Annotated in this window: 17 protein-coding genes; 11 read left to right on the top strand and 6 right to left on the bottom strand. The window is 73.9% G+C overall.

Annotated features, from left to right (window positions below; all coding sequences use genetic code 11):
• Positions 1–34 precede the first annotated feature (34 nt).
• Together DDJ31_RS19950 and DDJ31_RS19955 are read left to right on the top strand one after the other, a co-directional pair.
• Entirely contained in the window at positions 35–1552 is a 1518-nt protein-coding gene (locus DDJ31_RS19950) for a 3-hydroxyacyl-CoA dehydrogenase (protein WP_127178950.1), read from the top strand.
• Positions 1549–2139 carry a TetR/AcrR family transcriptional regulator gene (locus DDJ31_RS19955; RefSeq protein WP_127178949.1) on the top strand — a complete coding sequence of 197 codons (591 nt, stop codon included), beginning with the start codon at positions 1549–1551 and terminating at the stop codon, positions 2137–2139. The genes DDJ31_RS19950 and DDJ31_RS19955 overlap by 4 nt, the downstream gene beginning before the upstream one ends.
• A 1-nt stretch (position 2140) precedes the next feature.
• On the opposite strand, the gene DDJ31_RS19960 is transcribed toward DDJ31_RS19955, so the two are convergent.
• Positions 2141–2641: an Lrp/AsnC family transcriptional regulator gene (locus tag DDJ31_RS19960; protein WP_171480858.1), complete on the bottom strand. Its 501-nt coding sequence runs from the start codon at positions 2639–2641 to the stop codon at positions 2141–2143.
• Positions 2642–2815: 174 nt separating this feature from the next.
• Here DDJ31_RS19960 and pdhA point away from each other — a divergent pair, with 174 nt between their 5' ends.
• The 7 genes from pdhA (at position 2816) to DDJ31_RS19995 (ending at position 11276) form a co-directional block, all read left to right on the top strand.
• Entirely contained in the window at positions 2816–3952 is a 1137-nt protein-coding gene (pdhA, locus tag DDJ31_RS19965; RefSeq protein ID WP_127178948.1) for a pyruvate dehydrogenase (acetyl-transferring) E1 component subunit alpha, read from the top strand.
• On the top strand, positions 3949–4953 hold the full coding sequence (locus DDJ31_RS19970) for an alpha-ketoacid dehydrogenase subunit beta (protein WP_127178947.1): 1005 nt from the start codon (positions 3949–3951) through the stop codon (positions 4951–4953). The genes pdhA and DDJ31_RS19970 overlap by 4 nt, the downstream gene beginning before the upstream one ends.
• The gene (locus DDJ31_RS19975; RefSeq protein ID WP_127178946.1) at positions 4953–6539 is read left to right on the top strand and encodes a dihydrolipoamide acetyltransferase family protein; all 1587 of its coding nucleotides are present in this window, start codon (positions 4953–4955) and stop codon (positions 6537–6539) included. The genes DDJ31_RS19970 and DDJ31_RS19975 overlap by 1 nt, the downstream gene beginning before the upstream one ends.
• Before the next feature lie 54 nt (positions 6540–6593).
• Positions 6594–7751: an NTP transferase domain-containing protein gene (locus DDJ31_RS19980; protein WP_240678138.1), complete on the top strand. Its 1158-nt coding sequence runs from the start codon at positions 6594–6596 to the stop codon at positions 7749–7751.
• A complete protein-coding gene (locus DDJ31_RS19985; RefSeq protein ID WP_127178945.1) occupies positions 7748–9118 on the top strand; it encodes a molybdopterin molybdotransferase MoeA in 1371 nt (456 codons plus the stop codon). The genes DDJ31_RS19980 and DDJ31_RS19985 overlap by 4 nt, the downstream gene beginning before the upstream one ends.
• On the top strand, positions 9115–10212 hold the full coding sequence (locus DDJ31_RS19990) for a potassium channel family protein (RefSeq protein WP_127178944.1): 1098 nt from the start codon (positions 9115–9117) through the stop codon (positions 10210–10212). The genes DDJ31_RS19985 and DDJ31_RS19990 overlap by 4 nt, the downstream gene beginning before the upstream one ends.
• Before the next feature lie 80 nt (positions 10213–10292).
• Positions 10293–11276: an NAD(P)H-quinone oxidoreductase gene (locus tag DDJ31_RS19995; protein ID WP_127178943.1), complete on the top strand. Its 984-nt coding sequence runs from the start codon at positions 10293–10295 to the stop codon at positions 11274–11276.
• Between the two features lie 84 nt (positions 11277–11360).
• On the opposite strand, the gene DDJ31_RS20000 is transcribed toward DDJ31_RS19995, so the two are convergent.
• Positions 11361–12269 (bottom strand): hypothetical protein, encoded by a 909-nt coding sequence (locus tag DDJ31_RS20000; protein ID WP_127178942.1) that lies wholly within the window; start codon positions 12267–12269, stop codon positions 11361–11363.
• 111 nt (positions 12270–12380) lie between these two features.
• Between DDJ31_RS20000 and DDJ31_RS20005 the strand changes: the two genes are divergently transcribed.
• Entirely contained in the window at positions 12381–12917 is a 537-nt protein-coding gene (locus tag DDJ31_RS20005) for a bacterial proteasome activator family protein (RefSeq protein ID WP_127178941.1), read from the top strand.
• Between the two features lie 203 nt (positions 12918–13120).
• Here the strand turns inward: DDJ31_RS20005 and DDJ31_RS20010 are convergent, their stop codons facing one another.
• On the bottom strand, positions 13121–14764 hold the full coding sequence (locus DDJ31_RS20010; RefSeq protein ID WP_127178940.1) for a protein kinase domain-containing protein: 1644 nt from the start codon (positions 14762–14764) through the stop codon (positions 13121–13123).
• A 362-nt stretch (positions 14765–15126) separates the two neighbouring features.
• Between DDJ31_RS20010 and DDJ31_RS20015 the strand changes: the two genes are divergently transcribed.
• Positions 15127–16710, top strand: a complete 1584-nt coding sequence (locus DDJ31_RS20015; protein ID WP_127178939.1) for a protein kinase domain-containing protein — start codon at positions 15127–15129, stop codon at positions 16708–16710.
• 7 nt (positions 16711–16717) lie between these two features.
• On the opposite strand, the gene DDJ31_RS20020 is transcribed toward DDJ31_RS20015, so the two are convergent.
• From DDJ31_RS20020 to DDJ31_RS20030, 3 genes are all read right to left on the bottom strand, one after another.
• Positions 16718–17749 carry a phosphotransferase gene (locus tag DDJ31_RS20020; RefSeq protein WP_127178938.1) on the bottom strand — a complete coding sequence of 344 codons (1032 nt, stop codon included), beginning with the start codon at positions 17747–17749 and terminating at the stop codon, positions 16718–16720.
• 65 nt (positions 17750–17814) lie between these two features.
• Positions 17815–18237, bottom strand: a complete 423-nt coding sequence (locus tag DDJ31_RS20025) for a pyridoxamine 5'-phosphate oxidase family protein (protein ID WP_127178937.1) — start codon at positions 18235–18237, stop codon at positions 17815–17817.
• A gap of 129 nt (positions 18238–18366) precedes the next feature.
• On the bottom strand, positions 18367–19032 hold the full coding sequence (locus tag DDJ31_RS20030; protein ID WP_127178936.1) for a response regulator: 666 nt from the start codon (positions 19030–19032) through the stop codon (positions 18367–18369).
• Positions 19033–19386: the final 354 nt, after the last annotated feature.

Consider the following 19386-nt stretch of genomic DNA (forward strand, 5'->3'; position numbering starts at 1 on the left):
TCTGTGGAAAACCCCGTGCGGGAGGATCGCGCCCATGACAGCACTGGACCTCAGCAGCCCCGTGGCCGTGGTAGGCACCGGAACCATGGGACAGGGCATCGCCCAGGTGGCGCTGGTCGCGGGCCACTCCGTTCGGCTGTACGACTCGGTCGCCGGGCAGGCGGCCAGGGCCGCCGACGCGATCGTCGCCCGGCTCGACCGGCTGGTCGCCAAGGACCGGCTCACCGCCGCCGAACGGGACGCCGCGCGCGAGCGGCTGCTGCCCGCCGCCCACCTGTCCGACCTCGCGGACTGCACGCTGGTCGTCGAGGCCGTCCTGGAGCGGCTCGACGTCAAACAGGAGCTGTTCAGGCAGCTGGAGGACGTGGTCGGCGAGGACTGCCTGCTGGCCACCAACACCTCCTCCCTGTCGGTGACCGCGATCGGCGGCGCGCTGCGCAACCCCGGCCGCTTCGTCGGCCTGCACTTCTTCAACCCCGCCCCGCTGCTGCCGCTGGTGGAGGTCGTCTCCGGGTACGCCAGTGACGTCACGTCCGCCACGCGCGCGTACGAGACGGCGCGCGCCTGGGGCAAGACGCCGGTCGCCTGCGCGGACACCCCGGGCTTCATCGTCAACCGCATCGCGCGGCCCTTCTACGCCGAGGCCTTCGCGGTCCACGAGGCGCAGGGCGCCGACCCTGCCACCATCGACGCCGTGCTGCGCGAGTGCGGCGGCTTCCGGATGGGCGCGTTCGAACTGACCGACCTCATCGGCCAGGACGTCAACGAATCCGTCACCCACTCCGTGTGGACGTCCTTCTTCCAGGACGTGCGCTTCACCCCGTCGCTCGCCCAGCGCCGCCTGGTCGAGTCGGGGCGCCTCGGCCGCAAGAGCGGGCAGGGCTGGTACGCGTACGGCGACGACGCCGAGCCCGTCGAGCCGCACACCGCGGAACCGGGCAGGCGGCCCGCCCACGTCGTCGTCGAGGGCGACCTGGGGCCCGCGGCCGACCTGCTCGCGCTGATCCGCGAGGCGGGCATCCAGGTCCGCGAGGAGGACGAGGACCAGGGCAGCCGCCTGGTGCTGCCCGGCGGCGGCCATCTGGCGCTCGCCGACGGCCAGACGTCCGTGGAGTTCCGCGACGTCGTCTACTTCGACCTCGCCCTCGACTACCGCAGGGCCACCCGTATCGCCCTCTCCGCCTCCCAGGACACCTCGCCCCGCACCCTCGCCGAGGCCACCGGCCTCTTCCAGGCGCTCGGCAAGGACGTCAGCGTCATCGGGGACGTCCCCGGCATGATCGTCGCCCGCACGGTCGCCCGGATCGTCGACCTGGCGCACGACGCCGTCGCCAAGGGCGTGGCCACCGAGGAGGACATCGACACCGCGATGCGGCTGGGCGTCAACTACCCGCTCGGCCCCTTCGAATGGAGCCGCAGGCTCGGCCGCAACTGGGCCTACGCCCTCCTCGACGACCTCCATCTGCGCGACCCGTCCGGCCGCTACACGCCGTCCCTGGCGCTCTACCGGCACGCGTACGCCACCGACAAGCGGGAGGGCGGCACCCCATGACCACCGCCAAGCGCGACACGTACACCCCCGAGACGCTGCTGTCCGTCGCCGTCCAGGTCTTCAACGAACGCGGCTACGACGGCACCTCCATGGAGCACCTCTCCAAGGCGGCCGGCATCTCCAAGTCGTCGATCTACCACCACGTGGCCGGCAAGGAGGAGCTGCTGCACCGGGCCGTCAGCCGCGCGCTCGACGGCCTCTTCGGCATCCTCGACGAGGAGCACGCGCGCGTGGGGAGCGCCGCGGCCCGCCTGGAGTACGTCGTTCGGCGCATGGTCGAGGTACTTCTCGCGGAGCTGCCGTACGTGACGCTCCTGCTGCGGGTGCGGGGCAACACCGACACCGAGCGGTGGGCGCTGGAGCGGCGCCGCGACTTCGACCACCGGGTCGCCGACCTGCTGCGGGCCGCCGCCGCCGAGGGCGAGGTGCGCACCGACGTGGAGGTGCGGCTCGCGACCAGGCTGGTCTTCGGGATGATCAACTCGATCGTCGAGTGGTACCGGCCCGAGGGCCGGGGCGCGGGCGAGCGCGAGGTGGCCGACGCGGTCGCGCGGCTGGTCTTCGGAGGGCTGCGCGCGGCCGGCTGAGTCAGCCCTGCGGCTCCAGGTCCTCCTCCTCGAAGACCAGCAGGGTGCGGGTGCTGAGCACCTCGGGCATCGCCTGGAGCCGGGTCAGCACCAGCTCGCGCAGCGCCCGGTTGTCGGGCGTGTGCACCAGCAGCAGCACATCGAAATCGCCCCCCACCAGCGCGATGTGCGAGGCCCCCGGCAGCTGTCTCAGCTGCTCGCGCACGGTCCGCCAGGAGTTCTGCACGATCTTCAGGGTGATGTACGCCGAGGTGCCCTGACCGGCCCGTTCATGGTCGACCCGGGCACCGAACCCCCGGATGACGCCGTCGTCGATGAGGCGGTTGATGCGCGCGTACGCGTTGGCCCGCGAGACATGGACCCGTTCGGCCACCGACCGTATCGACGCCCGGCCGTCCGCCTGGAGCATCTGGAGGATGTCCAGGTCGATGGCGTCGGGCGGGCGCGGCGGTGGCACGGTGCCGCCGGCCTCCGACCGGTCGGCCATTTGTTCAGGTGCCATGTCCCCCCGCCTCCCTACCATGGACGTAGTGCGTTCATTCCAGGTTGTGGAGAACCGTTTGTCCACAGCCGTGAGGTGCCTGTAGCCAAAATGTGCCGACGACCGAACAATCGGTAGGTGAGGCGCATCACACCCGTGACGCGCCTGAAGCCTCTCCCACGAGGAGGTGCCGTCATGACGGTCCTGGAGCAGCGCGGCGCGTACCACCCGTCGCCGCCGCCCGCCTGGCAACCCCGCACGGACCCCGCGCCGCTGCTGCCCGACGCCGAGCCCCACCGCGTCCTCGGCACCGACGCGGCCGAGAGCGCCGACCCGGCCCTGATGCGCCGCCTCTACGCCGAGCTGGTGCGCGGCCGCCGCTACAACGCGCAGGCCACCGCCCTCACCAAGCAGGGCCGCCTCGCCGTCTACCCGTCCAGCACAGGACAGGAGGCCTGCGAGGTCGCCGCCGCGCTCGTCCTCCAGGAGCGCGACTGGCTCTTCCCCAGCTACCGCGACACCCTCGCCGCCGTCGCCCGCGGGCTCGACCCCGTGCAGGCGCTCACCCTGCTGCGCGGCGACTGGCACACCGGCTACGACCCGCGCGAACACCGGGTGGCGCCGCTCTCCACCCCGCTCGCCACCCAGCTCCCGCACGCCGTCGGCCTCGCCCACGCCGCCCGCCTGAAGGGCGACGACGTGGTCGCGCTCGCGCTCGTCGGCGACGGCGGCACCAGCGAGGGCGACTTCCACGAGGCGCTGAACTTCGCGGCCGTCTGGCAGGCGCCGGTCGTCTTCCTCGTCCAGAACAACGGCTTCGCCATCTCCGTCCCGCTCGCCAAGCAGACCGCGGCACCGTCGCTGGCCCACAAGGCCGTCGGCTACGGCATGCCGGGCCGCCTGGTCGACGGCAACGACGCGGTCGCCGTCCACCAGGTACTCACCGACGCGGTGCGACGCGCGCGTGAGGGCGGCGGACCCACCCTCGTCGAGGCGATCACCTACCGGCTCGACGCGCACACCAACGCCGACGACGCGACCCGCTACCGCGCGGCCGACGAGGTCGACGCCTGGCGGGCGCACGACCCGATCACCCTCCTCGAACGCGAGCTGACCGGACGCGGCCTGCTCGACGAGGCCGGCATCGAGGCCGCCCGCGCGGACGCCGAGGCGATGGCCGCCGACCTGCGCGCGCGGATGAACCAGGACCCGGCGCTCGACCCGATGGACCTCTTCACCCACGTCTACGCCGAACCCACCCCGCAACTGCGCGAACAGCGCGACCAGTTGCGCGCCGAGCTGGCGGCGGAGCGGGAGGGCGACAGCCGATGACGACCGTCGCCGTCAAGCCGGCCACCATGGCGCAGGCCCTCACGCGCGCGATGCGCGACGCCATGGCGTCCGACCCCACCGTGCACGTCCTGGGCGAGGACGTCGGCACCCTCGGCGGTGTCTTCCGGGTCACCGACGGGCTCGCGAAGGAGTTCGGCGAGGACCGCTGCACCGACACCCCGCTCGCGGAGGCCGGCATTCTCGGCGCCGCCGTCGGCATGGCCATGTACGGACTGCGCCCGGTGGTGGAGATGCAGTTCGACGCCTTCGCCTACCCGGCGTTCGAGCAACTCGTCAGCCATGTCGCCAAGATGCGCAACCGCACGCGCGGCGCGATGCCGCTGCCGATCACCGTGCGCGTGCCCTACGGCGGCGGCATCGGCGGTGTCGAGCACCACAGCGACTCCTCCGAGGCGTACTACATGGCCACCCCCGGCCTGCACGTCGTCACCCCGGCCACGGTCGCCGACGCGTACGGTCTGCTGCGGGCCGCCATCGCCTCCGACGACCCGGTGGTCGTCCTGGAGCCCAAGCGGCTGTACTGGTCGAAGGAGAGCTGGAACCCCGAGGAGCCCGCGCCCGTCGAGCCGCTGGGCCGGGCGGTGGTGCGCCGACCGGGGCGCAGCGCCACCCTCATCACCTACGGGCCCTCCCTGCCCGTCTGCCTCGAAGCCGCCGAGGCGGCCCGCGCGGAGGGCTGGGACCTCGAAGTCGTCGATCTGCGCTCCCTGACGCCGTTCGACGACGAGACGGTCTGCGCGTCGGTGCGGCGGACCGGGCGCGCGGTCGTCGTGCACGAGTCGGGCGGCTTCGGCGGTCCCGGCGGGGAGATCGCGGCCCGGGTCACCGAGCGCTGCTTCCACCATCTGGAGGCGCCGGTGCTGCGGGTCGCCGGGTTCGACATCCCCTACCCGCCGCCGATGCTGGAACGGCACCATCTGCCCGGTGTCGACCGCATCCTGGACGCCGTGGGGCGCTTGCAGTGGGAGGCCGAGGGCTGATGGCACAGGTGCTTGAGTTCAGGCTGCCCGACCTCGGCGAGGGGCTCACCGAGGCGGAGATCGTGCGCTGGCTGGTCCAGGTCGGGGACGTGGTGGCGATCGACCAGCCGGTGGTCGAGGTCGAGACGGCCAAGGCGATGGTCGAGGTGCCCTGCCCCTACGGCGGTGTCGTCACGGCCCGCTTCGGCGAGCAGGGCACCGAGCTGCCCGTCGGCGCACCGCTGCTGACGGTCGCGGTGGGCACCCCGGCCACCCCGGCCACCGCGGTGACCGCGCCGCCGCCGGCCCCTGAGCCGGAGGGATCGGAGCCGGAGGGCTCGGGCAACGTCCTGGTGGGCTACGGCACGACGGCCCCACCGGCCAGACGCCGACGGGTACGGCCGGGAGAGCCGGCCAAGGGCGCGGCGACCCACGGCGGTGCGGGAGCCGACGCCGGGGCGGTGAGCGCCGGGGGACCGGGATCGGTACCAGTACCGGGATCGGGCGACGGGAGCGCGGTGCCGGTCCAGGGGAGCGTCGCGGTCGCCGCCGCGCCGGTGCTCGGGAGTGCCTCGGTCGCTGCCGCGCAGTTGCACGGGAGCCCCGCTGTCGCCGCCCCGCCGGTGGGTTCCGGTGGACCCGTCGCCGTCATCTCGCCGCTCGTGCGGCGGCTCGCCCGGGAGAACGGGCTCGATCTGCGCGGCCTCGCCGGGTCCGGGCCCGACGGGCTGATCCTGCGGGCCGACGTGGAACGGGCGCTGGTCGGCACGGCCCCGCCCACACCAGGCGCGCCCACCTCCGCCGCGCCGCCCGCCACCGCGACGCGCGGCACCGGGACGGCTGTCCCCACCGGGACGCCCGGTTCCGGGACGGCTGTTCCCGTGCCGACCGCCCCTGCCGTCGCCTCGGCCGCGCCCGGCGAGACCCGGGTACCGCTCAAGGGCGTTCGGGGCGCCGTCGCCGACAAGCTGGCGCGGAGCCGGCGGGAGATCCCGGACGCGACCTGCTGGGTGGACGCCGACGCGACGGAGCTGCTGCGCGCCCGGACCGCCATGAACGCGGCGGGCGGGCCGAAGATATCGCTCCTCGCGGTGCTCGCCCGCATCTGCACGGCCGCCCTCGCCCGGTTCCCCGAGCTGAACTCGACGGTGGACACGCAGGCCAGGGAGGTCGTCCTGCTGCCCCAGGTGCACCTGGGGTTCGCCGCGCAGACCGAGCGCGGACTGGTCGTGCCGGTCGTCAGGGACGCCCACACCCGGGACGCCGAGTCGCTGTCGGCGGAGTTCGCCCGGCTCACCGAGGCGGGCCGGGCCGGACGGCTGACGCCGGGTGAACTCACCGGCGGTACCTTCACGTTGAACAACTACGGGGTGTTCGGCGTCGACGGCTCCACCCCGATCGTCAACCACCCCGAGGCCGCGATGCTCGGCGTCGGCCGGATCGTGCCCAAGCCGTGGGTGCACGAGGGCGCGCTGGCGGTGCGGCAGGTCGTGCAGCTGTCGCTCACCTTCGACCACCGGGTCTGCGACGGCGGTACGGCGGGCGGCTTCCTCCGGTACGTCGCTGACTGCGTGGAACAGCCGGCCGTCCTGCTGCGCACCCTGTGATCACGGTGGCGGGCGCGCGTTCCGCGGGCCCCTGACGGCCCGCATACTCGGGGGATGACCTCGCACGAGTCCCCCGGGGCACCCGCGTCCCCCGGGGCACCCTGGGCACCCCGGGCCCCCTGGTTCACAGGGTCCCCCGGTTACGACGCGGTCGTGCTCGCCGGCGGCGCCGCCCGGCGGCTCGGCGGCGCGGACAAGCCCGGTGTCCTGGTGGGCGGCCGTCCGCTGCTCGACCGGGTGCTCGCCGCCTGCGCCAGCGCCCGCACGACCGTCGTCGTCGCCGACCCGCGCCCCACCGCCAGGCCGGTGCGGTGGGCCAGGGAGGACCCGCCGGGCGCGGGCCCGCTCGCCGCGCTCGACGCCGGGCTGCGGCACCTCACCGCCGCCGAGGTCGTCGTCCTCTCCGCCGACCTGCCGTTCCTCGAACCTGCCACGGTGGCAACCCTGTTGGCGGCCCTGCGCACCCCCGGCACGGGCGCCCCCGGCCTCGACGGCGTCCTCCTCACCGATGCCGAAGGGCGGGACCAGCCCCTGGTGGCCGCCTACCGCACGGCGGCCCTGCGGCGCGGCCTCGCCGCCCTCACGGAGGCGGCGCCGCCCGGCGCCCCCGCGCCCCTCGCCGGGCTCCCGCTCCGTAAGCTGATCTCCACGCTCCACCTCACCCGCGTCCCGGACGCCGTCGCGGCCTTCGACTGCGACACCTGGGACGACATCGCCACCGCCAGGGCACGCATCAGGGAGCATGGGCACGTGTTGGATGAATGGATTTCCGCAGCCAAGGACGAGCTGGGGCTCGATCTCGACGTCGACACCGGCGTCCTGCTCGACCTCGCCCGCGACGCCGCCCACGGGGTCGCGCGGCCCGCGGCGCCGCTGACCACCTTCCTCGTCGGTTACGCCGCCGCGCGGGCGGGCGGCGGCCCCGAGGCGGTCGCCGAGGCCGCCCGCAAGGCAGCGGCCCTCGCCCTGCGCTGGGCCGCCGAGGACACCCCGGACACCGCACCGACTTCCGGCACCACACCGGCCACCGGCACCCCACAAACCCCCGGCACAGCACCAGCCACTGGCACCACACCAGCCCCTGGCACCACACCGGCCCCGAGCAGCGAGCAGGCACCCACCGCCGAGCCCGCACCCAGCCCCGCCGAGCCCGCGCCCAATCCCGCCGAGCCCGCGCCCGACCCCGCCAAGCCCGCTCCGGACGCCGGATGACCGCCCGGTCCGCCAGGGCCGGCGAGGGACCGGGGGACCTCGACGTCGAGGAGGTGCTCGCGCTCGTGAACGACAACGCCCGCACACCCGCGCCCGGCGGCGACCGCGCCCGCGGGCCGCAGGCCACCCCGCGGCCGGCGCCCGCACCCCGCGGGGACGACGGCCAGCACCGCGCCACCCCCTGGCCCGAGGCCCGCGCCCGCGCCGCGCGGGCCGGTGCCGGCCGCGGCAGCGGTCTCGTGTCGGTGCCGCTCGCCGACGCCCTCGGCCTCACCCTGGCCGCCCCGCTCGCCGCCCTCACCGACCTGCCCTCCTTCGACACCTCTGCGATGGACGGCTGGGCGGTCGCGGGACCAGGGCCCTGGGACGTCCGGGACGAGGGCCTGCTCGCCGGGCACGCCGAGCCGCCGCGGCTCACCGACGGCGAGGCCGTCAGGATCGCCACCGGCGCCCGGATCCCGCAGGACACCACCGCCGTCCTGCGCGCCGAGCACGGCCGCGGTGACGACAAGGGACGCCTCTTCGCCGCCCGCGACCTCCAGCACGGCCAGGACATCCGCCCGCGCGGCCAGGAGTGCCGCTCGGGCGACCACCTGCTCCCGCCCGGCAGCCTCGTCACCCCCGCGGTGCTCGGGCTCGCCGCGGCGGCCGGGTACGACACCCTCACCGTCGTCCCCCGCCCCCGGGTCGACGTGCTCATCCTGGGCGACGAGCTGCTCACCTCGGGGCTGCCGCACGACGGGCTGATCCGCGACGCGCTCGGCCCGCTGCTGCCGCCCTGGCTGCGCGCGCTCGGCGCCGACGTCGTCGCCGTCCGCCGGCTCGGCGACGACGCCAAGGCGCTGCTGAAGGCCGTCAAGGGCTCCCGCGCCGACGTCATCGTCACCACCGGCGGCACCGCGGCAGGGCCCGTCGACCATGTCCACCCCACCCTGGAGCGGGTCGGCGCCGAACTCCTCGTCGACAGCGTCAAGGTGCGCCCCGGCCACCCCATGCTGCTGGCCCGCGTCACGGAGAACCAGCACCTCGTCGGGTTGCCGGGCAATCCGCTGGCCGCCGTCTCCGGCCTGCTCACGCTCGCCGAACCCCTGCTGCGCGCGCTCGCCGCCCGCCCGGCCCCCGAGCCGTACACGGTCGCCCTCCAGGAGCCGGCGCACGGGCACCCCCATGACACCCGGCTGGTGCCCGTCCTGCTGCGCGGGGAGAGCGCCGTGCCGCTGCACTACACCGGACCGGCCATGCTGCGCGGGATCGCGGCGGCCGACGGACTTGTCGTCGTACCACCGGGGGGCGCCCGCGCCGGTCAGGAGCTGGAACTCCTCGACCTGCCCTGGGCGTCGGCCGGGACGGGGGAGTGTTTCACGTGAAACTTCCGGGCCATGACGCGATCGCCCGGCAGGCGGACGAGCACCTGGTGACCCATCGGGTGAAGCTGCCGAGGAAGGTGGTCGACCGGCCGATACGGCAGGTGGGCAAGCGGCTGATGATGGCGCTGCTGGTGCTGGTCGCCACGGCCTTCATCGTCTACTTCGACCGCGACGGCTACACCGACAACTCGGACCGGTCGGTCGACCTGCTCGACTCCTTCTACTACGCCACCGTCACCCTCTCCACCACCGGATACGGCGACATCACCCCGGTCAGCGACGGGGCGCGGCTCACCAACATCTTCGTCATCACGCCGCTGCGCGTGATCTTCCTGATCATCCTGGTCGGCACCACGCTGGAAGTCCTCACCGAACGCACCCGGGAGGAATGGCGTCTCAACCGCTGGAGGTCCGTCTTGCGGGACCACACCGTCGTCATCGGCTTCGGCACGAAGGGGCGTTCGGCGATCCAGACCGTCTGCGCGACCGGGCTGAAGAAAGAGCAGGTGGTCGTGGTCGACCCCAGCTCCAAGGTGATCGACGTCGCCACCGCCGAGGGGTACGCGGGGGTGGTCGGGGACGCGACCCGCAGCGATGTGCTCAAGCGCGCCGAGCTCCAGCGGGCCCGGCAGATCATCATCGCGACCCAGCGCGACGACACGGCCGTCCTGGTGACGCTGACCGCCCGCCAGCTCAACCGGAACGCGAAGATCGTGGCCGCCGTCCGCGAGGAGGAGAACGCGCCGCTGCTGAAGCAGTCCGGCGCCGACGCCGTCATCACCAGCGCCAGCGCGGCGGGCCGGCTGCTCGGCCTGTCCGTGCTCAGCCCCGCCGCCGGCATGGTGATGGAGGACCTGATCCAGCAGGGCAGCGGCCTCGACATGGTCGAACGCCCGGTCATAAAGGCCGAGGTGGGCCGCAGGCCGAAGGAGACGGACGACCTGGTGGTGAGCGTGGTGCGCGGCCACCGGGTGCTCGGCTACGACGATCCCGACGTCGGCACCATCCAGTTGACGGACCGGCTGATCACCATCGTGCGCGCCTCGCCCGGCGCCCAGGTCGCCCCGGACATCCGGCCGCTCCCCCGGGACTGACGCGGCCGGACGGTGCCCCGCGGCCGGCCGGGCCGCCCGGCTCGGGCGTCCGGCGGGGCCCGAGGGGTAGCGTCCCCTCCATGTATGCGATCACGATTCCCGATCCTGGTGGGCCCGAGGCGTTGGTCCGGGACGAGGTCCAGGACCCGGTGCCCGGCGAGGGCGAGGTACTGGTCGAGGTGGCGGCGAGCGCCGTCAACCGCGCCGACATCCTCCAGCGGCAGGGCTTCTACGACCCGCCCCCCGGCTCGTCCCCCTACCCCGGCCTCGAATGCTCGGGCCGGATCAGCGAACTCGGCCCCGGTGTCTCCGGCTGGGCCGTCGGCGACGAGGTGTGCGCGCTGCTCGCGGGCGGCGGGTACGCCGAGAAGGTCGCCGTGCCGGTCGGCCAGCTGCTGCCGGTGCCCCGGGGCGTCGACCTGGTCACCGCGGCGGCGCTGCCCGAGGTGACCGCGACGGTCTGGTCCAACGTCTTCCAGATCTGCCATCTGCGTCCGGCCGAGACCCTGCTGGTGCACGGCGGTTCGTCGGGCATCGGGACGATGGCGATCCAGCTCGGCAAGGCGATCGGGGCGCGGGTGGTGGTCACCGCCGGGTCGGCGGAGAAGCTGGCGGCCTGCCGGGAGCTGGGCGCGGACGTCCTGGTCAACTACCGCGAGCAGGACTTCGTCGAGGCCGTGCGGGAGTTCGGCGGCGCGGACGTGATCCTGGACGTCATCGGCGCCAAGTACCTGGACCGCAACGTCGACGCCCTCGCCGTGAACGGGCGGCTGGTCATCATCGGCATGCAGGGCGGGGTGAAGGGCGAGCTGAACATCGCCAAGCTGATGGCGAAGCGGGCCGCCGTCGCCTCCACGTCGCTGCGGGCCCGCCCGCTGGAGGAGAAGGCGGCGGTGGTCGCGTCGGTGCGCGAGCACGTCTGGCCGCTGATCGAGTCCGGCACGGTGAAGCCGATCGTCGACCGGGTCCTGACCCTGCCCGAGGCGGCCGAGGCGCACCGGCTGATGGAGTCGAGCACGCACATCGGCAAGATCCTGCTCCGGGTCGAGCCGACGGGTCGGTAGCGGCTGCGGGCCGGGACGCACCCGGGCGGCACCCGGGCGGCACCCGGACCGCACCCGGACCGCACCCGGTTCGGACGGCAGGCCCTAGCTCCGTCGAAGCCGCAGTCCGAGGAAGGCCAGGCCCAGGCCGAGGCCGATCAGTATGAGGCCGCTGCCCAGCGGCAGGATGCTCAGGACGGGCTCGCCCGTCTCGTTCCGGCCGGCGGTGCGGCCGACGGCCCCGGGCGGCACGGACGCCTCGGCCGAGGCCGTCGCGTCCGGGTCCTCGGGCGGGTCGGCGGCCTGGTCGGACGCGGTGGCGTTCGGGGCGGTGTCGCTCTCGGCCGGGACCGCCGCGTCGTCGTCCTGGTCGTCGGGCCGGTCCCGCGGCTCCGGTCTCCCCGGCCGCTCACGCCCCTCCCCGGCCCTGCTGCCGGCCCGGGAGGGCTCGGCGGCCGGGGTGACGGTCGCGTCGGCCGCCCCGGCGTGACCGGTGGGCGTGGAGTGACCCGAGGCGGGCGAGTGGCCGCCTGCCGCGGAGGGCCCGGGGCGTTCGGGGGGCGGAGCGGGCTCCGGCCGCTCGACGTGATCCGAGTGACCTGTGTGATCCGACTGGCCCGAGTGGCTGGAATGGTCGGAGTGACCAGAGTGGCCCGGCGGGTCCCGCGGGTCCCGCGGGTCCCGCGGGTCCTGCGGATCGGCGGGACCCTTCGTGTCCGTACCGTCGCTCCGCGCGGTCGGCGGGGTGGGCGCACCCTCCGGGGCCGGGCCGGCACCCGCCGCGGCTGCCGTCAGCGCCGCCCCGACCGTCGTCACCGCCCCGACCGTCGTCACCGCCGTCACCGTCGTCACCGCCGTCAGGCCGTGGCGCGCCGTCGCCGTGGCCGCCGTCGGCGCCCGTTGCGGGACCCCGGTGGCCGCCCGTGCCGCCGCGCTCCCGTCCGGCAGGCCGATCGCGGTCGAGCCGACCGCCACCAGCACTCCCGCCGTCCGCATCGCGCGCAGCCAAGGCATCACCCCACCAGGCTCGCCGCCCGCCCGGATTTCGGCACGTCGGGATCGGCCAGAGGGTCGAACCGGGGGCCGCCACGATGATGAAATACCTGGGTGCGAGACAATGAGGGTATGGAGATGCCGAGCAACGACAGGTCGCCGGAGAACCCCCAGATTCTGGTCGTGGGCCAGGACGGCATGGCCGTCGGGGGCGGTGACGCGGACTCTCGCGAGACTCCGGTGACGGAGATGGTCGAGCAGCCGGCCAAGGTGATGCGGATCGGCAGCATGATCAAGCAGCTCCTGGAGGAGGTGCGTGCGGCTCCGCTGGACGAGGCGAGCCGGGTCCGGCTGAAGGAGATCCACGCCAGCTCGGTCAAGGAGCTGGAGGACGGCCTCGCGCCTGAGCTGGTGGAGGAGCTAGAGCGGCTCTCGCTGCCGTTCACGGACGAGGGGACCCCCAGCGACGCGGAGCTGCGGATCGCGCAGGCGCAGCTGGTGGGGTGGCTCGAAGGACTCTTCCACGGGATCCAGACGACGCTGTTCGCGCAGCAGATGGCCGCGCGGGCGCAGCTGGAGCAGATGCGGCGCGCGCTGCCGCCCGGCGTCGGCCACGAGATGGGCGACGAGGGTCCGGCGGCGGGCCGCGTGGGCGGACCGTACCTGTAGGCCCTCGTGCGGGCGGTCACCCGGGCCGTGAGCGGCCTCGGGGACGGAGAACGGGCGGGGCCCGGCAGCTACCCACGGCTGCCGGGCCCCGCCCGTTCCTGCCTGTTCCCGAGGCCGCTCACGGCTCTTTCCCGACCCGGTGCGGACTGTCCGGGTCCCTTCGGGCTCGGGTCCCTTCGGGCCCGGGTTCGTTCGGTCCCCGGTCAGGAGGCCGGGTCGCCCGTCGACACGTCGAGCTGGATGTCGGGCATGTTCTTCGGGTCGACGTCCGTGCCCGCGGCCGGGAACTGGTTGATGACCGCGCCCTCGCCGTAGGTGTTCTCGTCGTAGTCCTTCACGTCCAGGTGCCATCCCGCGGCCTGGAGGCACTCACGGACCGACGTGATGTATTTGTAGCGGAAGTTCGGGACCTGGATCTTGCCGACCTCGTCGTAGGAGTCCCGCGGCTCCGTGCACTCGGTCTTGTCGATCGTCTTCGAGGTGTCGGGGCCGCGGTGGCCCACCTCGGCGGTCGGTGACGTGCTGGTGCCGGCGCTCGCCCCGCCGCTGCCCGACTCCTCGCCGCTGCCGCTGCCCTCGAACGACAGGGCCGCGACCAGACCGCCGACCGCGATCAGCGCGACCGCTATCGCGCCGATGACCACCGGCCGGTTGCTCCTGCCGCCCGCGCCGGTCGCCGCCGTGGTGGTCGGGTGCTGCGGGGCGAGCTGGTAGGGCGGCGGGGTCTGCGGCGGGCCGTACGGCGACGGCGACGGCGTCTGATAGCCGCCCTGCTGGGGGTAGCCGTAGCCGGGGGACGGGGTGGGGCCACCGTACGAGTGCTGCGCGGACTGCGGGTGCTGGTACGGCGTCTGGACCGGTCCCGGCGGTGTCTGGGCCGCCTGGTCGACCGGCGGGAACACCGCCGAGCCGACGCCCGCGCCGCTCGTGGCCGGGGTGCCGGGCACGATGCTGGGCGCGGCGGCCTGGAAGGAGGCGGCCACCCGCAGGCACTCGTCGCGCATGGCGACCGCGCTCGGGAAGCGTTCGTTCGGGTTCTTCTTCAGCGCGCGGGCGACCAGCGCGTCCACCGCGGGCGGCAGCGACCGGTTGACCGAGGAGGGCGCCACCGCCTCCTCCTGCACATGCGCGTACGCGATGGCCAGCGGCGAGTCGGCGTCGAACGGCAGCCGCCCGGTGACCAGTTGGAACAGCATGATGCCGACCGAGTACAGGTCGGAGCGCGCGTCGACGCCGCGGCCGAGCGCCTGCTCGGGGGAGAGGTACTGCGGGGTGCCCACGACCATGCCGGTCTGGGTCATCGAGGTGACCCCCGACTGCATGGCGCGCGCGATGCCGAAGTCCATCACCTTGACGACACCGCGCCTGGTCACCATGACGTTGCCCGGCTTGATGTCCCGGTGGACCAGGCCCATCTCGTGGCTGATGTCCAGCGCGGCCAGCACGTCGGCGGTCACCTGGAACGCCCGGTCGGCGGGCATGGCGCCCGACCGCCTGATGTCGTCGGCGAGCACCGAGCCCAGCGGGCTGCCCTCGACGTACTCCATGACGATGTACGGGGTCGTCGTCCCGTCGACGACGTCCTCGCCGGTGTCGAAGACCGAGACGATGTTCGTGTGCGTGAGTTTGGCCACCGCCTGCGCCTCGCGGCGGAACCGCTCACGGAAGGCCGGTTCGCGGCCCAGCTCGGTGTGGAGCGTCTTGACCGCGACCTGCCGGTCGAGCACGGTGTCGTACGCGAGGTGTACCGAGGCCATACCGCCCTCGCCGAGCAGGTCGCGCAGCTGATACCGGCCACCGGCGAGCGCCTTCCCACTGAACCGGCCGTGCGCGCCGTCCTGACTCATGTTCCGCGTCCCCCATAAGCCCTCGGGTCTGAGGCCCTCGGGCACCGCTGTCGTCGACCGGCCGACCGCCGTGATCGACCCGGCCGTTCCCGGCCAAGTCTGCCCCAGGGCACGGACACGTCAAGCGCGGTGCCCGTTCCGTGACCGTACGCGCGGGAAGCGTCGCGGGAGCGTTACAGACGCCCTACGGGCACCGCGCGGAACTTGCGTCGGGAGCGGGGATAACGATTTGATGGCCGGTCCGTCCTGTGCGGTTCGCGGCTCCCGTCCCGGACCGGCGGCGTGCGCCGAGGCTGTAGCGTGGCCGACGGAGACCGTGACAACACCGCGCGTACCGCGGGCAGAAACGACGGCGAGGACTGATGGCACAGCAGCAGCGCGCTCAGGGCCCGTCCGACCCCGAGGCGACTGGCGGCGGTATGTCAGATGCGCCGGAGATGTGGGGTAACGGCGGGCTGGTCGGGGACGGCCGGTACCGGCTGACCCGCAGACTCGGCCGGGGCGGCATGGCCGAGGTGTTCGCGGCCGAGGACGTGCGCCTCGGGCGGACGGTGGCGGTCAAGCTGCTGCGCGCCGATCTCGCCGAAGACCCCACGTCCAAGGCCCGGTTCACCCGCGAGGCCCAGTCGGTGGCCGGCCTCAACCACCACTCGATCGTCGCCGTGTACGACTCGGGCGAGGACTTCGTGGGCGGCCAGAGCGTGCCGTACATCGTCATGGAGATCGTCGAGGGGCGCACCATTCGCGACCTGCTCCTCAACGCCGAGGCGCCGGGTCCCGAGCAGGCGCTGATCATCGTCTCCGGGGTCCTGGAGGCGCTGGCCTACTCGCACCAGCACGGCATCGTGCACCGCGACATCAAACCGGCGAACGTGATCATCACGCACAACGGCGCCGTCAAGGTCATGGACTTCGGCATCGCCCGCGCGCTGCACGGCGCGTCCACCACGATGACGCAGACCGGCATGGTCATGGGCACGCCCCAGTACCTCTCCCCCGAGCAGGCGCTCGGCAAGGCCGTCGACCACCGCTCCGACCTGTACGCGACCGGCTGCCTGCTCTACGAACTCCTCGCGCTGCGGCCCCCGTTCACCGGTGAGACCCCGCTGTCGGTGGTCTACCAGCACGTCCAGGACATCCCGACGCCGCCGTCCGAGGTCTCCGACGCCTCGCCGCCCGAGCTGGACGGGCTCGTCATGCGCTCGCTGGCCAAGGAGCCCGACGACCGCTTCCAGACCGCCGAGGAGATGCGCGGGCTGGTCCAGTACGGCCTGCAGATGCTCTACGACCAGGGCGGCCACACCGGCACCTGGAACACCGGCCCCGTCGGCCTGCACGACGGCAGGCACACCCCGGCGGCCGGGTTCGCCGGCACCCAGATGATGTCCCACCCCGGCGACCACGCGGGCACCACGCAGATCCCGCAGCCGATCCTGCCGTCCGGCTACGGCGGCGGGGACGACGGCGGTTTCGAGGGGCACGGCAACCAGGGCAGCGGCCGCGGCAAGCTGTGGATCCTCGCGGTCCTCGCGGTGATCGCCGTCGCGGCGGGCGTCGCGCTGGCCCTGAACAACGCGGGCTCGGGCACCGGCGGCCCCGACACCACCAAGTCGCCGTCCGCCTCGGCGACGAAGGACGACGACACCGCCTCCGAGACGCCCAGCGACGAGGCGACCGACGACTCCACCGAGAAGGGCACGGACACCGGCAGCGGCAGCAGCTCGGGCACCGGCTACTCGCCGTCGTACCGGCCGTCGTGGACGCCGTCGGAGACCGCGAGCGAGGAGCCGACGAACGAGCCGAGCGAGGACCCGACCTCGCAGCAGCCGTCGACCAACCCCACCCCGACGCAGTCCCAGACCGTCCCGAGCGACCCGCCGGACGGCGGTGACGACGCCGGCGGCACCGAGGGCAACGTCACCACCGGTGTCGGCGGCCTCGGCTGACCCGCCGCTACCCGACGAACGCCTCGCGCACCGCGTCGTACTCCCTGGTCCACCACACCGCGAGCGCGGAGGCGGCTGGGAACTGGGGGTCGGCGCGGGTGTCGGCGCGCTCGTAGTGCCAGCGCAGCATCCAGAAGTCGTTCAGGCGCTCCCACCACACCCGGTGGACGGCCGCCGTGAGCTGGGCGGGCGTGGCGCCCGCGGCGCGCCGGTACGCGCGGGCGTACGCCCGCACCCGGGGCAGGTCGAGGGCGCCCGTGGGGCGCACGAAGAAGATCGCGGCGGCCCGCACCGCCTCCTCCGCGCGGGGCCGCAGCCCCAGCCGGTCCCAGTCGACGATCGCGGCGGGCGCGTCCCCCCGGTAGAGCAGGTTGTACGGGTGGAAGTCGCCGTGCACCCACCCCACCGACGAGCCGCTCGGCGGGCGCAGGTCGGCGTGGCGTTCCAGGAGCGCGCGGCGCTCCAGGAGGCGGTGGCGGGCCAGTTCGTCGAAGGAGTCGGCGGGGCGGTGCCCGCGGACCCGGCCGAGCAGGTCGTCGATGAGCGCGAACGTGTCGGCGGGGTCGGCGCTGGCGGCCGGCTCGGCGCCCGCGCGCGTGGGCGCCGGCATCACCCGCTCCAGGCTGGCGTGCACGACCCCGAGCAGGCGGCCGAGGCGCCCGCACTGCCCGGTGCTGAGCTGCCCGCCGTGCCGGTGCCTGCCCTCGACCCACGGGTGCAGGGCGTACGCGTGCCCGCCGACCTCGGCGACCGTGCGGCCGTCCCGGCGCGGCAGCGGCGGCGCCACCGGGACGCCGAGGCCCGCGAGCCGCTCGGTGGCGCGGTGCTGGCGGGCGATGGCCGCCGGGTGCGCCGTCTCGGGGTCGAAGTGGTGTTTGAGGAAGTAGCGGCCCCGCGTGGTGCGCAGCCGGTAGCCGCGGTTGAGCAGCCCCTGGTCGACCGGCTCGCAGGCGAGCGCGGTACCGGCGCGGTACTGGCGAAGCAAGACGTTCAGCGGGGGCGCGTGAGGCGCCGAAGGGGGTACGAGGGAGCGCGGCACGCGCCCGATGCTAGGTGCGAAACCGCCCCTGTGAGCTGGGGTTTCTCACACTCGGTCACCTTCGATCACGGAATGTGCGCGAAGGGGTGTTCCAGGGCGACGTCGTCGGACCGAACCGACCAGAACTGCGGCTCGATGAGCAGATGGACGACGTCCCAGGGCTCTCCGTCGGTCCGGGTGGGCACCGGGCCGAACCGCTCCCACTGGGCGGCCGTCGGTTCGTGCTCCGCGCACGCCCCCACGATCTGCACGGACCACCTGCGCTCGCCCGGCCTGGCCGTGTCCAGGTTGTCCGCCCCGTACGCGACGACGCTCCCGGCGCACGCCCGGTGGTGGCCGTGGCCGCGGGACATGCGCAGCAGGACCCGCCCGTCGTCCACGATGTGCCGGGCGGACGCGAGCAGCGGGAGGGCGCGCATGCTGGTGGCCACCCGTCCGTACTCGGCGCGGGCGAGCAGGTCGGCGGCGAGCTGATCGTCGGAGGCCATGCTTCCCACTCTCGGCCGACGGACCCCCCGGGCACAGAGGCGACGGCCCCGCATCGACCGGGACCTAAGACCCGGAACGCGCGTCTGCCGCTGCCGTCGCTGCCGTCGCTGCCGTCGCTCCCGCTCCCGTCACTGCCGTTGCCGTTCCGCCTGCACGCGGGCCACGTAGGCCGCCGCCTGGGAGCGGCGCTCCATGCCCAGCTTGGAGAGCAGGCTCGACACATAGTTCTTGATCGTCTTCTCGGCCAGGTGCAGCCGCTCGCCGATCACCCGGTTGGTGAGGCCCTCGCCGATCAGGTCGAGGATTTTGCGCTCCTGCTCGGTCAGGTCGGCGAGCCTGGCGTCCCCGCGCGCGGTGCCGCCCTCGCGCAGCCGCTCCAGCACGCGCGCGGTGGCGACCGGGTCGAGCAGGGACCGGCCCTCCGCGACGTCCCGGACGGCCGTCAGCAGCTCGTTGCCCCGGATCGCCTTCAGGACGTAACCCGAAGCGCCCGCCATGATCGCGTCGAAGAGGGCCTCGTCGTCGGCGAACGACGTCAGCATCAGACACCGCACCGACTCGTCCGCCGAGCGCACCTCCCGGCACACCTCGACCCCGCTGCCGTCCGGGAGCCTGACGTCCAGGACCGCCACATCGGGCCGCACCGCCGGGATCCTGGCCAGCGCGTCGGCCGCCGTGCCGGCCTCGCCGACCACCTCGATGTCGTCCTCGACGGTCAGCAGCTCGTACACACCGCGCCGCACCACTTCATGGTCGTCGAGGAGGAATACCTTGATTTTTCCGTCTTCGCGCACGAAACGCAGTCTCACACAGCGGCCCGCGCCCCGCCCGCGGCGAGACTCTTCCCGTGACCTGGGTCACCGGGATAACGTGCCGTTGTTCCGGCCCCCTGCGACGCTGTGACCAGGAACTGTTCCCGACTTTCGCGATTTACTTGGATATCCAAGCAAAAACGCAGGTCAGGAGGGGTTTCCCAGAAATGTGGAGCACTGGGTAACGTGCGTGTTGCAGGGCGCTCGCCGGGGCACCTTGTCACGCCTGTGCCGCACGGGCCCACCCACCCTGTGGGTCCGCGGGACGCAGGTGAGCCGCCTCCCCGAGCTCCTAAAAGGAGCGGGGAACCCCCTGCACCCGGCGAACCCGGGATG

The sequence above is a fragment of the Streptomyces griseoviridis genome (genome assembly GCF_005222485.1).
In the GTDB taxonomy this organism is placed as follows: domain Bacteria; phylum Actinomycetota; class Actinomycetes; order Streptomycetales; family Streptomycetaceae; genus Streptomyces; species Streptomyces hintoniae.